Origin of the sequence: Haloarchaeobius lipolyticus (assembly GCF_051208015.1) — an archaeon.
Classification (GTDB): domain Archaea; phylum Halobacteriota; class Halobacteria; order Halobacteriales; family Natrialbaceae; genus Haloarchaeobius.
In genome coordinates, this window is the sequence record NZ_JBPKGF010000005.1 from 98,443 (window position 1) to 112,153 (window position 13,711).

Annotated in this window: 10 protein-coding genes; 2 read left to right on the forward strand and 8 right to left on the reverse strand. The window is 64.5% G+C overall.

The window, feature by feature from the left end; all coding sequences use genetic code 11:
* The first annotated feature begins 55 nt into the window (after positions 1–55).
* Together ACSC1Y_RS15705 and ACSC1Y_RS15710 are read left to right on the forward strand one after the other, a co-directional pair.
* Positions 56–667: an Lrp/AsnC family transcriptional regulator gene (locus ACSC1Y_RS15705; RefSeq protein WP_435335884.1), complete on the forward strand. Its 612-nt coding sequence runs from the start codon at positions 56–58 to the stop codon at positions 665–667.
* A 283-nt stretch (positions 668–950) separates the two neighbouring features.
* Entirely contained in the window at positions 951–1,307 is a 357-nt protein-coding gene (locus tag ACSC1Y_RS15710) for a four-helix bundle copper-binding protein (RefSeq protein WP_435335886.1), read from the forward strand.
* Positions 1,308–1,406: 99 nt separating this feature from the next.
* Here ACSC1Y_RS15710 and ACSC1Y_RS15715 read toward each other — a convergent pair whose 3' ends face one another.
* From ACSC1Y_RS15715 to ACSC1Y_RS15750, 8 genes are all read right to left on the reverse strand, one after another.
* Entirely contained in the window at positions 1,407–4,226 is a 2,820-nt protein-coding gene (locus ACSC1Y_RS15715; RefSeq protein WP_435335887.1) for an aconitate hydratase, read from the reverse strand.
* Between the two features lie 1,098 nt (positions 4,227–5,324).
* On the reverse strand, positions 5,325–6,419 hold the full coding sequence (locus ACSC1Y_RS15720) for a TrmB family transcriptional regulator (protein WP_435335888.1): 1,095 nt from the start codon (positions 6,417–6,419) through the stop codon (positions 5,325–5,327).
* 63 nt (positions 6,420–6,482) lie between these two features.
* Entirely contained in the window at positions 6,483–6,956 is a 474-nt protein-coding gene (locus tag ACSC1Y_RS15725; protein WP_435335890.1) for a universal stress protein, read from the reverse strand.
* Positions 6,953–7,162 carry a hypothetical protein gene (locus ACSC1Y_RS15730; RefSeq protein WP_435335891.1) on the reverse strand — a complete coding sequence of 70 codons (210 nt, stop codon included), beginning with the start codon at positions 7,160–7,162 and terminating at the stop codon, positions 6,953–6,955. The genes ACSC1Y_RS15725 and ACSC1Y_RS15730 overlap by 4 nt, the downstream gene beginning before the upstream one ends.
* Positions 7,163–7,291: 129 nt before the next feature.
* Positions 7,292–9,502: an ABC transporter ATP-binding protein gene (locus ACSC1Y_RS15735; RefSeq protein WP_435335892.1), complete on the reverse strand. Its 2,211-nt coding sequence runs from the start codon at positions 9,500–9,502 to the stop codon at positions 7,292–7,294.
* Between the two features lies 1 nt (position 9,503).
* Positions 9,504–10,643, reverse strand: a complete 1,140-nt coding sequence (locus ACSC1Y_RS15740; protein ID WP_435335893.1) for an ABC transporter permease — start codon at positions 10,641–10,643, stop codon at positions 9,504–9,506.
* Entirely contained in the window at positions 10,630–11,640 is a 1,011-nt protein-coding gene (locus tag ACSC1Y_RS15745) for an ABC transporter permease (RefSeq protein ID WP_435335894.1), read from the reverse strand. Before ACSC1Y_RS15745 ends, ACSC1Y_RS15740 begins: the two co-directional genes overlap by 14 nt.
* A 9-nt stretch (positions 11,641–11,649) precedes the next feature.
* Positions 11,650–13,512, reverse strand: coding sequence for an ABC transporter substrate-binding protein (locus tag ACSC1Y_RS15750; RefSeq protein ID WP_435335895.1), 1,863 nt, complete (start codon positions 13,510–13,512; stop codon positions 11,650–11,652).
* Positions 13,513–13,711: the final 199 nt, after the last annotated feature.

Sequence of the window (13,711 nt, forward strand, 5' to 3'; positions counted from 1 at the left end):
AGTCCAAACCTCTTATGCGCCAGACAGACGGGCTGGCCCGACGAACTGACGGACGATGCCCGATTTAGACGCGACCGATCTCGACATCCTGCAGCTCCTCCTTGAAGACGGGCGCCGGTCGTTCCGCGAAATCGCCGACGAGGTCGACCTCTCACCGCCGAGCGTCTCGAACCGCGTCGAGCGGCTCCGAGAGCTCGGCGTCGTCCGCCGGTTCACCGTCGAGGTCGACCGGACGAAGCTGTCGGGCGCCGACGAGACGCTCCTGTTCATCGAGAGCACGCCGGACGAAGCCGCTGCCGTCCTGGACGCGGTAAAGGGCGTCGATGGGGTCGAACACGCGTTCCGTACCGTAGAGGCCCGCATCGTCGCCAAGGCCGTTCTCTCGCCGTCGGAGGTACACGACCTCTTCCGCGAGACGCTGGATGACGAGCAAGTCAGGGAGTACCGTATCGACCCGGTTCTGGACTCCGTCTGGCGGCCCCAACTCGGCGCCGGCGGGTTCGACCTCGAGTGTATGGTCTGTGGCAACACCATCACCAGCGACGGGGAGACGGTCCAGCTGGACACGGGCGACACGTATCACGTCTGCTGTCCCGTCTGCGCGGAGAAGGTGATGGACGAGCACGACCGGCTCGCGGAGGGAGCACACTCGGAGGAGCAGGACTGAACGGTTCGGTCCCCGTCACGACACCGGCTTCGGTTCCCCGGGGTCAGACGCCTCGCGTATTTCGAAACTGTAAATCAGACGGCACCAGTCCCGAGAAGTGTAAGGGAGATAGTCACAGCCAGAGACAGCATAAGAGCGACAGGCCAACGTGAGTGGGGCCTGAGTGGGAAATCTCTGTAAACCGAAGCGACAGGACTGCTCACCGCCGAACCGGTTGAAACCGACGTACCTAACGTACGAAAGGAAAATCCAGGAAAACCACGGGCTCCTACCTTGAGGTGCGATGTCCCTGACAGAGACGATCTCCAAGATCGACGAACTGAGCGACGAACAGCGAGACTGCATCGAGATCTGCAACGAAGCCGCGACCGTCTGCGAGTGGTGTGCAGACGAGTGCCTCGGCGACGAGGACATGGAGGAGTGTGCCCGCCTCTGCCGAGACGTGGCCGACATTGCGTCCCTCCACGCCCGCTTCATGGCGCGTGACTCCGAATACAGCACCCAGCTCGCCGAAGCCTGCGCCGGCGTCTGCGAAGCCTGTGCCGAGGAGTGCGACCGACACGACGCCGACCACTGCCAGGCGTGTGCCGACGTGCTCCGCGAGTGCGCCGAGAGCTGTCGCGACATGATGAACGCCTAAACGGAAAACGGCACCGACGGTCTCTGCCGGCTTTTGCCGGCCGCCGATTGCACCTCCCGTGGCTGGCACGGACGAAGTTGTCTCCGGTGAACCGCCAGCTCAGCTGAGCAGCCGCCGGAGCACCAGGTGGAGGATACCGCCGTTCTCGACGTACCTGACCGCAGCGGGCGTACCGACCTGTGCCGTCACGGGGAACTCCACAGTCGAGCCGTCCTCTCGCTCGGCGACGACGGTCAACTCGTCCTCGACCTCGAGACCGTCGTCGAGGCCGTGGATGGCGAACGTCTCGGAGCCGTCGAGTTCAAGGGACTCCCAGGAGTCGCCCTCGTGGAACTGCAGCGGGAGGACGCCCATGCCGACGAGGTTGTCCCGGTAGATGCGCTCGTAGCTCTCCGCGATGGTCGCCTTCACGCCGAGCAGGTCGGTCCCTTTGGCCGCCCAGTCGCGGCTGGACCCCGTCCCGAACTCCTCGCCGGCGGCGACGACGAGCGGGGTTCCCTCCTCGCGGTAGCGTTCGGAGGCCTCGAAGACGGTCATCTCTTCACCGGATGGCTGGTGGACGGTGAAACCGCCCTCGACGTCGTCGAGCATCTGGTTCTCGATGCGGACGTTCGCGAAGGTGCCGCGCATCATGACCTCGTGGTTGCCGCGACGTGCACCGTAGGTGTTGAAGTCGTAGGGTTCGACGCCCTGCTCGAGCAGCCACTGGCCGGCTGGCAGGTCGGGGCCGAACGGCCCGGCGGGGCTGATGTGGTCGGTCGTCACGGTGTCGCCGAGCAGCATGAGACAGCGGGCGCCCTCGATGTCCGCGACGCCGGGCTCTTCGAGCGGGAAGTCGGTGAAGAACGGCGGCTCGCGGATGTAGGTCGAGGTCTCGTCCCAGTCGTAGACGTCGCCGGTGGGGGCGTCGAGTGCCTCCCAGCGCTCGTCACCCTCGAACACGGAGGCGTACTTCTCCTGGAACATCGACGTGTCGACGCTGTCGTGGACCGCCTGGTGGACCTCGTCCGAGGATGGCCAGAGGTCGGCCAGGTAAACGGGTTCACCGTCCTGGTCCGTCCCCAGCGGCTCGGTCTCCAGGTCGATGTCCATCCGCCCGGCGAGGCCGTAGGCGACGACCAGCGGCGGACTGGCGAGGTAGTTCGCGCGGATCTTCGGGTGGATGCGCGCCTCGAAGTTGCGGTTGCCCGAGAGCACGCTCGTCGTCCAGAGGTCGTGCTCGTCGATGGCGGCCTCGATTGCTTCCGGGAGCGGGCCGGCGTTGCCGATACAGGTCGTGCAGCCGTAGCCGACGACGTTGTAGCCGAGCCGTTCGAGGTAGTCGAGAAGCCCGGACGCCTCGAGGTACTCGGTGACGACGCGGCTGCCCGGGGCGAGGCTCGTCTTGACGTAGTCGGGCACGTCCAGCCCCCGCTCGACCGCGTTCTTCGCGAGCAGCCCGGCCGCGAGCATCACGGACGGATTCGAGGTGTTCGTACAGCTCGTGATTGCGCTCACGACGACCGAGCCGTGGCCGATATCGATTGTCGAACCGTCGTCGAGTTCGACCTCGACACGCTTGGTGAGTTCGCCGAGGTCAGGGTGCTCGGGGGCCTCCTCGTGCGGCTGGGACATCGACCCGCCGTCGGTCGCACCTGCTGGTGCCTCGCCGTCGCCGCTACTGCCGCCCTCGCCGAGCCAACGGGCGATTGCCTCCTCGTCGACGTCGTCGACGTGCTCTTCCAACTCGCCGTAGAGCAGCTCGCGGAAGTGCGTGCGCATCTCGCCCATCGGAACGCGGTCCTGCGGACGCTTCGGCCCGGCCAGGCTCGGCTCGACCGTCGAGAGGTCGAGTTCGACCGTCTCCGTGTACTCGGGTTCCTGTTCGCCGAACAGGCCCTGGGCCTCGAGGTACTCACGCACGAGCTCGATGTGCTCCGGTTCGCGACCGGTCAGCTCGAGATAGTCCAGCGTCGCTTCGTCGACCGGGAACATGCTGATGGTCGAGCCCTGCTCGGGCGCCATGTTCGACAGCGTCGCCCGGTCCGGGACCGTGAGGTTCGCGACGCCGGGGCCGAAGAACTCGACGAACCGGTCGACGACGCCCACCTCACGCAGCTGTTCGGTGACGTGCAACACGAGGTCGGTCGCGGTCGCCCCCTCAGGGAGGTCGCCCGTCAGCCGGACGCCAACGACCTCTGGTAGCTTCATCGTGATGGGCTGGCCGAGCATCGCCGCCTCGGCCTCGATACCGCCGACCCCCCAGCCGACGACCCCGATGCCGCCGATCATCGGCGTGTGGCTGTCCGTCCCGACCAGCGTGTCCGGGAACAGCCAGTCGGTCCCGTCGACTTCGCGGTCGTGGACGACCCGGCCGAGGTACTCCAGGTTCACCTGGTGGACGATGCCCGTCCCGGGCGGGACGACGCTGAAGTCGTCGAACGCCTGCTGGGCCCACTTGAGCGCCCGGTACCGTTCGGCGTTGCGCTCGTACTCCATCTCGACGTTCTTCTCGTAGGCGTCCTCCGAGCCGAAGAAGTCGACCTGGACGCTGTGGTCGATGACCAGATCGATGGGTACCTCCGGCTCGACGATTCGCGGCGGTTTGCCGGCGCGGTCCGCCGCCGACCGGAGCGCCGCCAGGTCGACGACGGCCGGAACGCCGGTCAGGTCCTGCAGGACGACGCGGGAGGGCGTGAACGGCAGTTCGACGTCGGGGACCTCCGGCTTCCACGACGCCGCGTTGCGCACATCCTCCTCGGTGATCATCTCACCGTCGACGTTGCGGAGGACGGACTCGAGGAGGACGCGGATGCTCACGGGGAGCCGGTCGAGCTCGCACAGGCCCTCGTCCTCGAGGACCGTGAGGTCGGCCATCTTGTAGCTGGTGCCGCCGTGTTCGAACTCGCGGATGGCACCGAATGGGTCTTGGCGCGTCATTATCTCTCCTTCGTGTGACAAGGTCAAGAAGGTAGCCCCGGAGGCGGGCTGTTCAGACATGTTTTGGAGAGAAGATGTTGGTCGTCGAGGCGGAATCTGTTACCCCACGAAATCTCCGTTTGAAAGCGTGGGGTAACAACGGCACTCATCTGCACCGTGTTCCTCTCCAGGTGTCGCTGGACAGCCTGTCGTCGGTCGTGGACAGGCCTTTCAAATATGCTCTACAATCATCCGAGTTAGGAGCAGGTAACTACCGTTTCTAGGTGTGGAAGGGGCCTCATTCAGCTGTCCTAGTTCTTCTAAGGGTCAATGAAACCAGCAGATTTGTTCCCTTGTCGAGGCAGTATGAGTGTTCCAAATATCTTAATCACGATTTTACTAATCGAGATTTTACAGAAGTGCGAGGTTCCAAACTTCTGGACTGAATTGGTCGATACGCGTCGAACAGCGTACCGCCAGCGTAACATCCTCCCCGGTACAGTGACTGTGATCCACGTCTGCTCGGCAACTGTACCTACCATGCGCCGACCCCCGGGTTCTGGATCGCCGTCCAATCGTTTCATAGGGCCGATTGAAATTTCCATCAACCCCCCGGGGTTCACCGGATATCGGGGGTCGACGGAAAATCTCATTGGTGAGGGGTCAGTATAGGACCGACAGTGGCCGAATCGGCCATGGTTACAGACGAACCCTTGTGGGGTTGAAGCATGCCGATTGAACTCGACCGACCCGTCGTGCGAGACGGTTACAGACGAACCCTTGTGGGGTTGAAGCATTGGGCGACGGTTCCGCTTGTTGGTTGATTGTCGAGTTACAGACGAACCCTTGTGGGGTTGAAGCACACCGTGCTGTTCGAAGTCTCGAGTCATCTTCTCGGTTACAGCTCCAACTTGGTGATGAGACAATTGACTAATTGAACCAACGCCCGCTGATTCTGCCATCTTCGAACCTCGGTTCCGAGATTTTTGAAGAACCATACCTGAGAACACGACGAACGAGGGTGCTGGAGAAGCAGAGTCGATTCGCCTGTCCGCGACGGCGATGATACCGACGGCCCGCTGACCAGCACAGAAAGCTACCGACGGCCGAGACCGCGTCCTACTCGGCGACTCGGAGGTCGACGGTCTCCGTCTGGTAGTCTTCGATGAACGCCCCCGGTCCACCGAAGCTCACCTCGCCATCCTCGGTCTCGAGGTAGATACTCGCTTCCAGGGTGTACTGGTTGGTCGAGTCACCGACGAACGCTTGCCTGATCTGTGAGACCCGTCCAGAGATTTCCGTCCCGCAGTCCGTCTCGATGTCCGCCCAGAGCTGGGTGCCGTCCCGGTGGTGTAGGTACCCCTGGACGACCGCCTGGCGGAACCAGTCGAAGGAGTTCGGGAGTGGGTCGGGGTCGGCGACGTACAGCTCGGTCGATGCTGGCCAGTACGCGCTGAGGTACATCGCGTTGACGGTCCCGGACAGGTGTTGCTCGGAGACGGCGACCGCCTTCTTGTCACCGTGGGGTCCGGTGAAGAAGTCGACGTCGCCGATCGTCGCCGAGTCGTTATCGACGGCGTACATGAACGGGAGTCTCGCATCCCAGCAGCTGACCACGTCGGCGACTCCCTCGAACTGGCTGGCCGGGTTCTCCACCTCACTCTCGTGCATCTGTCCGAGGAGCAAGAAGACGAGGACGTCCCTGTCGACGGCGGCCCGTAGCTCCTGTTCGATCTTCGGGTAGATGTCCATGGGCACCGTCACGAACGCCTCGTGTTCGGCCTCCGAGAGCGCAGTCCGGAGCCGTTTCAGGACCGTCTCTCGCGACTTTACGATCCGGATCTCGGGCGCTGTAGACGTGGCGTCGTTGAACCGGTCCTCGAGTGAGGGCGTCAACGATTCGAGTCTGTCCGAGAGGTTGTCCATCGCTTCCGCCGGGGGAAGGGCTCGAATCGCGGTCGGCGACGCGTGGTCCTTGACGCGGACGAGCCCTCGGTTCTCGAGGCGCTCTGCGATGCCGTACACCGCACGCTGGGTGACGTCGGCGTCTTCCGCGACGGTACGCGTGGTCGCCTCTCCGTGGGTGAGGAGGGCGAGATACGTGTCGATCTCGGTGTCGGAGAGGCCGAAGACCGAGAGTTCGTCTCTGAGGGTAGCTTCGTCGAGGGGTGTAGATCCTCGCATCGGTTGGTGTTGTGAGTGTTCGTCGGTCATGATTTGTGTACGTTCTGGATATCGGTGGGTCGGTGATGCGTTCGTGAGGCCACGAGAGCCCGATCAGGTCATCGAGACGGTTACGAAGCCATCGAAGTTGAGGATGACTCCCTGGGTGCGGTCGCCGAAGACGGCCTTTCCGGTGGGTGAGCGTCGCGCGCCCGGCAGGAAGACGTGGTCACAGCCGGTCCGCTCGGCGAGTGCGATGATGGCCTCTGCCTGGTCGTCCGTCTCGGCGATGACCGTCTCGAGAGCGTAGTCGACGGTCGGTTCGAGGATCTCGCTCGCCAGGTCGTCGACGTTGCCCGAGACCCCCTCGAGGACGTCGCTCTCGTCGTAACTGGTGTGTTCGACGCGGCCGATCGCGTCCAGGGTCGATTCGATCTTATCGAGCTGTGCCGGTGTGGCGAGCGCGGCGACGACAAGGTCGGTACTCTCGCCGGCGGCGAACGCCTTTGCCCGTTCCAGCAGGTCTCTCTCCCGGTCCGTGTCTTCGACGATGGTCAGTGCTCGTGGCATCGGTCTGGTGTGTGTCATGGATTCGATTTCAGCAGGGCTTCGAACGGGTCCCAGTCGTAGTAGATGAATGCGGCCGACCCGACGAGCATCGTCCCGAGCATCCCGACGCTCAGGAACGAGACGACGGCGGCTGCACTCCCCGGTTCGACGGTCGGGACCGATAAGGCGAGCAACGCGAGCAGTACCAGACTGGACGCGAAGAACGCACGCCAGACGGCCGTCACCGCCCGACACCCCCGGAACCGTCCCCGTAGGATGCACTGCTCGTCCGCGTCGAATCGGCGACATCGCGCCGACGGGTGCCAGCGACGCTACTGCCTGCGAACCACTGGGTCGCCCTTGCTGGTACCCGGTCAGTCATCGCTGGACCCCGTCACTGCAGTCTCCGTGGCCTCCACGCCGTCGAGCGGGTCGCTGTCCCAGTACTCGTGGTTCGGGTCGGTCCGGTGGCACGCTGTCGCACGCGTGCACCCGGGGGACGTGCCGTCCTCGAGTTCGGGCTTCTCTCTGATACAGGCCTCGCGTGCCTCGGGGCAACGGGTGTGGAACCGACAGCCTTCGGGTGGGTCGACCGGGTCCGGGATGTCGATGGAGCGGACCGGCGGGTCGACCATCTCCTGGCTGCTCGGGTCGAGGTTCGCCGTCGCCCACCGGAGGACCTTCGTGTAGGGGTGTTGCGGGTCGCCGAGGACCTCCTCTGGCGGCCCAATCTCGACGATTTCGCCGAGGTACATGATACCGATACGGCCGTCGGCCTTCTCGGCGAGGTACCGGGCGTTCGACAACGTGTGCGAGATGAACACGAAGGAGGTGTCGAACTGCTCCTGCAGCTCGAGGAGCAGGTCCATCGTCTCCACCCGGAGCGAGACGTCGAGTGCGCTCACCGCCTCGTCAGCGAGGATGACGTCGGGGTTCATCAGGAGCGCTCGGACGAGGGCGACTCGCTGTTGTTCGCCGCCGCTCAGCTGGTGCGGGAACCGGTGGGCGTAGTCCTGCGGGGGCTCCATCCCGACCCGGTCGAGCAGTGCGAAGATACGCGCGCGCCGGTCCTCGGTGGACAGCTCGTCGTTCCACCGTTTGAGGGGCGCCTCGAGCGACGTTAGCACCTTCTGGTTCGGGTTGAGCGCAGCACCGGGGTCCTGGTGGATCATCTGGAGCGCCTTCCGTATGTCTCCGTATGGCCGTTCGACGTCGCCCCGCCCATCCTTGGCATCCCACACGTCCTGCCCGCGGTAGCGCACGGAGCCGTCTGTCGGTCGCTGGACGCCGATGATGGTTTTCCCGAGCGTCGTCTTCCCACAGCCCGATTCGCCGACCAGTGCGAGGACGTCGTTCTCGGGGATGTCGAGCGAGACACCGTCGACCGCCTTGACCGCCTGTGGGTCCGTGTACAGCGACTCGATGAGGCCCTGCTCTTCCTCGAAGTGGACGGAGACGTCGTCGAGGGACATCACGACTTCGTCGTTCTCGTTCGAGTCCTCGGTCGCCTCCGGCACGTCAGCGGTCGCGTCGACGGACCCCTGGACGACGTCGGGATTGAACGGAACCGCCTCCTCTGCGTCTTCGTGGTGGAAACACGCCGTCTGGTGGTCGTGGTCGACGTCGAACCACGGGGGTGTCTCCGAGTGACACTGCTCCGTGGCGAGCGGGCACCGGGGGGCGTAGTGGCATCCATCAGGCGTGTGTGCCGGATTCGGCGCGGTGCCGTCGATGGGCTGCATTGTCTCCATCGGCGCGTCGAGGTTCGGGACGGCCTTCAACAGCGCCCGCGTATAGGGGTGCTGTGAGTTGCGGACGACCTGTTCGCTCGGGCCGACCTCGGCGAGTTCGAAGGCGTACAGGATAGCCAGTCGGTCCGAGAGCCCGGCGACGAGTGGGAGGTCGTGGGTGATGAACAGGATGGAGAGTTCGTACTTCTCCTTGATGTCGTCGAGCAGACTCAGGATGGACCGTTGCATCAGCAGGTCCAGCGCCGCCGTCGGCTCGTCCATCAGGAGGACGTTCGGCTCGAGGACGAGCGAGAGCGCGATCAGCGCCCGCTGACTCATCCCGCCCGAGAGCTCGTGGGAGTACGAGTCGAGGACACGGTCAGGGTCCAGATAGAGGTCCGAGAGCAGCTCGCGTGCTCGGTCCATGCCCTCGTCCACGTCGTAGTCGTGCGCCTCGAGTGTCTCCACGAAGTGGTCCCGGATGGACATAGTGGGGTTGAACGACGAGAGCGCGCCCTGGAACACCATCGAGATCTCCTCCCACCTGAGCTCGTTGAGCGCCGCATCGTCGAGGTCGAGCACGTCGACGGGGTCGCCGCCCCGTTCGGGGTAGTAGCGTATCTCGCCGGTCGTGATACCGGGCTCCTCGACGGCGTCCATCATCGCGTTGGCGAGCATCGACTTCCCGGACCCCGACTCCCCGACGACGCCGAGTATCTCTCCGCGTCTGAGGTCGATGCTCGCGTCGTCCAGCACCATCGCGTCTCTGTGCTCCAGGTCGTACGTGACGCTGACGTTGCGGGCTTCGATGATCGGGTCCGCTGCGTCGCGTCTCGTGTCGTCGTTTGCTCCCATGTCAGATCCCTCCAGTGGTCGTCGTCTCTCTCTCCACGTCCTCGCCGTCGTCTGCTATCGACCGCGCGTGACGGGCGCGGACCCGCGGGTTGAAGATGCGGTCGGCACCCTGTGCGAGCAGCGTCAGTCCCAGCGCGAGGATGATGATGCACAGCATCGGCATCAGCATCCAGTGGAACGCCGCCGGGGACGACACGGCACCGGCACGCTCGACGGCCGCGTTCATCATCACGCCCCAGTTGACGCTGGTGTACGGCAACACGCCGAGGAAGTACAGGCCGACGGAGCCGAAGATGACGGCCCGGGCCTGCTGGACGAAGTTCATCGTGATGTACGGCATCAGGTTCGGGACGATGTCGCCGGTGATGATGGTCGGCGTCTTCATACCCATGATCCGCGACGCCTCCACGTACTCGGCATCGCGGAGCGTGAGCACCTGCGACCGTATCGCCCTGCCGAGGCCAGCCCACGCGTTCACCGTGATGAGGATACCGATGACCGCAGGGTTCCCCTTGATGTCGAGGGCGGCCGCCAGGACGATGGTCAACGGGAGGCCCGGGATGGTCATCATGATGTCCGTTACGGTCATCAGCACGCTGTCGGTCCGACCGCCCTTGTAGCCGGCGAGGGTCCCGACCGTCGTCCCGAGGACGACCGTGAACACGGCCCCCGACGCGATCATGATGAGCATCGACGGGGTCGCGTGGACGACCTGTGAGAAGATGCTCGCACCTGACGCCGTCGTCCCCAGCGGGAACTCCAGCGTCCGGAACGCACCGACGAGGCGCGGGCCCTGGTTGGGCAGTGGTTCCGGGACGAGCATCGTCCCGACCGTCGCCATCAGTAGGTACGCGAGGACGACCAGGATGCCGGTTCGGGCTCGCCAGTCGTCCCAGACGATACGGCCGGGCGCGAGTACCTTCTCCTCGAACCACTGACGGCGGCGCTCGGCCGAGGACATCGACACGTCGGCCATCTGCTCGAACTCCGAGACGGTCTGGCCACCGTCGGTCGCCACACGCCCCTTCCCGTCGTGGCCGGTGATGGCCGAGCGCGCGTTGGGGTCGACGTCGTAGTCGTTCCCAGTCCCCAGCGCGTTGACGACCGGGTCAGCGGCTGACTCGTCGTCAGTACGCTTCACGGGAATCACCTCCTTTGGCGCGGGGGTCGAGCCAGCCGTAGGTCAGATCCGCGATGGTGATACCGATGACCATCGCGATCGTGATGAGGATGAACCCGCCCATCATGAGCGGGTAATCTCGGGCGTTGATTGCCTGGATCAGGTAGAACCCGACGCCCGGGTACGCGAAGATGTTCTCGATGATGACCGCCCCCCCGAAGACGGTTCCGATGGCGATCATCAGCCCCGTGTACATGGGCAGGATGGCGTTCCTGGCGACGTACCGGATGGCGATACGACGCGTCGGGAGCCCGCGTAACCGTGCGGCACGGAGGTAGTCCTCGCCGAGGACGCGGATGCTGTTCCCCCGCATGCTCAGGGCCCAGCCGCCGAAGCCGACGAGCGCCATCGAGAGTATCGGCAACACCCCGTGGTAGAGCACGCTCAGCAGGAACGGGACGTTGAGTCCCGGTGTGAGCTCGGAGGCGTATCGACCACCGGTCGGGAACAGTTCGAGCCGGTAGCCCAGGAAGGCGATCAACAGCAGCGCGACGACGTAACTGGGCGTCGAGTTCAGGAAGAGCCCGACGCCGGTGCTCGCGACGTCGAACGACGACCCCTCCTTGTAGGCCATGAACGCGCCGAGCGTGATGCCGACGGTGAACGCGAGGAACAGTGCCGACGCGGTCAGGAACACGGTCCACGGGATGGCGGGGCCGATGATACTCGTGACTGGGCGTTCGAACCAGATGGAGCGACCGAAGTCCCCCTGCAACATCGACACCATGTAGTCGACGTACTGCACGTAGAAGGGTTCGTCGACGGCGATATTGGTCTGGGCGGCGATACGCCGGTTGATCTCCTCGGCCGAGAGGGAGCTGCCGCCTTGTTGTATCATCTCGGCCCGCAGGTAATCGAGCGGGCCGCCCGGCAGCAGCCTGATGAGGCCGAAGCTCGCCGATATCACGACGAATACGGTGAGCACCGACTGACCGAGCCGTCTCACTATGTAGGACATGGCTCTCCTCTAGTCACCTGCGCCGGACAGTTCGGAGACGAGAGACCGGGGCGAGACCTGCTTGCCGTCACGCACCGAGTCGTGGAGAACCGGAGCCTCGAACGTCTCGGGCACCTTCCAGTACTCCTTGGCGTCGTGGCTGTCGAAGATGAACTTCTGGTGGAAGTACGGGTAGGATTGGTTGTACGACGCCCAGCCCTGGAGCGCGGCGACGAAGTCGCCGTTCGGGTAGTCCTTCCCCCAGTAGGTGGAGGTGTCCTTCATCTGAGCCGAGGCCTCGATACCGAACTCGTTGAGGTGTGAGACGAGCGTCTCCGCGCCCGCGACCCAGTCGGAGAACCCGGACGGTCCCTTCACCGGCACGCTGAGCACCGTCCCGTGCTTCTGCCACTTGCCGTTCTTCTTCTCGTAGCCCGCTTCTTCGAGCAACGAGGCGGCCTTCTCGGTCTGGGACGAATCGACGCCGTAGGTCTCGAACTCGTCGGTGACGCCCTCGAGCCACGTGTTCGTGACCTGGCCGCTGAACTCGCTGGTCAGCCCGCTCGGATAGGTCACCGGTATCTTTGAGTTCGTGCCAGCGCCGGAGTTGCCAGCGACCGCCTTCCGATCGATGACGTGTGCGATGGCCTTGCGGACGCGAACGTCGTCGACGGGCGCTTTCGAGTGGTTGAAGACGAGTCCGAGCCCCCAGTGCCGCGGAATCAGGCTGACCTGCACGGAGTCGGGGAGCTGGTTCAGCTTGTTGCTCGGCATGAACAGCGTCGCCGAGCCGTCGGTCTTCTCATTGATGAGCGAGTTCCACCGGCTCTGGTTCGTCGGCTTGTAGAGGTACTCTGCTTCGGAGAAGTTGATGTTGTCAGCGTCCGGGTGTTCCTCGTACTTCGTGAGGAGCGTCCGTTGGCTGTCGGCGTCCTCGAACTGGAACGGGCCGGACCCGACCGGATCGGGCACGGTCTTGCTGGTGAGTTCGCTGAGTGCGGACGACCGCTCGTCCTCCGAACTCGCCTGGTCGAGACTGCTCACGAGGTCGCCGTAGGTCCCCTCGTGCGCGACGAGATACTTTGCCTGGACGTAGGGGAGGACGACGTCGCTGTTGACCGCCTCGGTGAGTATGACCTCGACGGTCGTCTCGTCGGCCGCGGTGACACGCTCGGAGACCGCGCCGAGGTCGTCGGGTGCGATGAACTGGCCCAGGTTCCCACCGCTGTAGACGTCCAGCTTTATCTGGTTCGTGACGTCCGTCGCGGTGACCGCACTGCCGTCGTGCCAGGTCTGTCCCTCACGGACGGACAGCGTGAGCGTCTTCCCGTCGACCGACCAGTCCGTGACGAGGTAGCCCTGGTACTCTTGCTTCGCGAGGTTGTACTCCATGAACCGGTCGAACAGCAACCGGCGTGGCTCCGCGAAGTTCTTCCCATTCCAGGGGTTGTACTGGGAGTCGGCCGGGACCGCCCACTGCGCGAGCGTCAGTCGCTGGTCGTCGCTTCCGTCGGTGGCCTTCCACTCGCCCGAGCGGGGAAGCCACTCGGTCGGCCAGTAGGTCTGCAGGGCGGGACTGTCCTTCGAGGGGACGTTCCAGTCGTCGGTCGTCTGGAACGACTGGGCGAGTTTCTCCTGCAGGGGCAACACCGGGAGCGTCTGGTTCGTGACGTACGCGAGCTCCTGGATGAGCTGCAGGCTCTCGCTCTCCACCTCGATGGGTTCGGCGGTCGTCTGGGAGTTCGCGCTCGAGTCGCCGCGGCTGGTGGTCTCGGCCGCCTGTTGACCACCACAGCCAGCGAGACCGGCCGTGAGACCCGTGGCACCGAGCCCGCGCACGAATCGGCGCCGGCTGATGTCCGTGGCCCGTGTTCCTCTGTCATTGTGTGACATCGTTCGTATGTCATTGTTATTCACAGCCAAATATAATTTCGGGTAGAAGAGGTTCTTCGGGATTTTCTCCTAGACTAAGTGAGTGGTCGCCGATGGAGTGAGTATGACAGGCGCCACACCCGGATACCGGCCGTCGAACGGCCCACGAACCGGACTCGCCGAGGGAACGAACGGTTTCACGGCAGGGAGTCCGTCGCAG

Bases quoted from the DNA above. Each gene is read 5' to 3' on its own strand.
- ACSC1Y_RS15705 (WP_435335884.1), top strand. From the start codon at position 56: ATGCCCGATTTAGACGCGACCGATCTCGACATCCTGCAGCTCCTCCTT.
- ACSC1Y_RS15710 (WP_435335886.1), top strand. From the start codon at position 951: ATGTCCCTGACAGAGACGATCTCCAAGATCGACGAACTGAGCGACGAA.
- ACSC1Y_RS15715 (WP_435335887.1), bottom strand. From the start codon at position 4,226: ATGACGCGCCAAGACCCATTCGGTGCCATCCGCGAGTTCGAACACGGC.
- ACSC1Y_RS15720 (WP_435335888.1), bottom strand. From the start codon at position 6,419: ATGACCGACGAACACTCACAACACCAACCGATGCGAGGATCTACACCC.
- ACSC1Y_RS15725 (WP_435335890.1), bottom strand. From the start codon at position 6,956: ATGACACACACCAGACCGATGCCACGAGCACTGACCATCGTCGAAGAC.
- ACSC1Y_RS15735 (WP_435335892.1), bottom strand. From the start codon at position 9,502: ATGGGAGCAAACGACGACACGAGACGCGACGCAGCGGACCCGATCATC.
- ACSC1Y_RS15745 (WP_435335894.1), bottom strand. From the start codon at position 11,640: ATGTCCTACATAGTGAGACGGCTCGGTCAGTCGGTGCTCACCGTATTC.
- ACSC1Y_RS15750 (WP_435335895.1), bottom strand. From the start codon at position 13,512: ATGTCACACAATGACAGAGGAACACGGGCCACGGACATCAGCCGGCGC.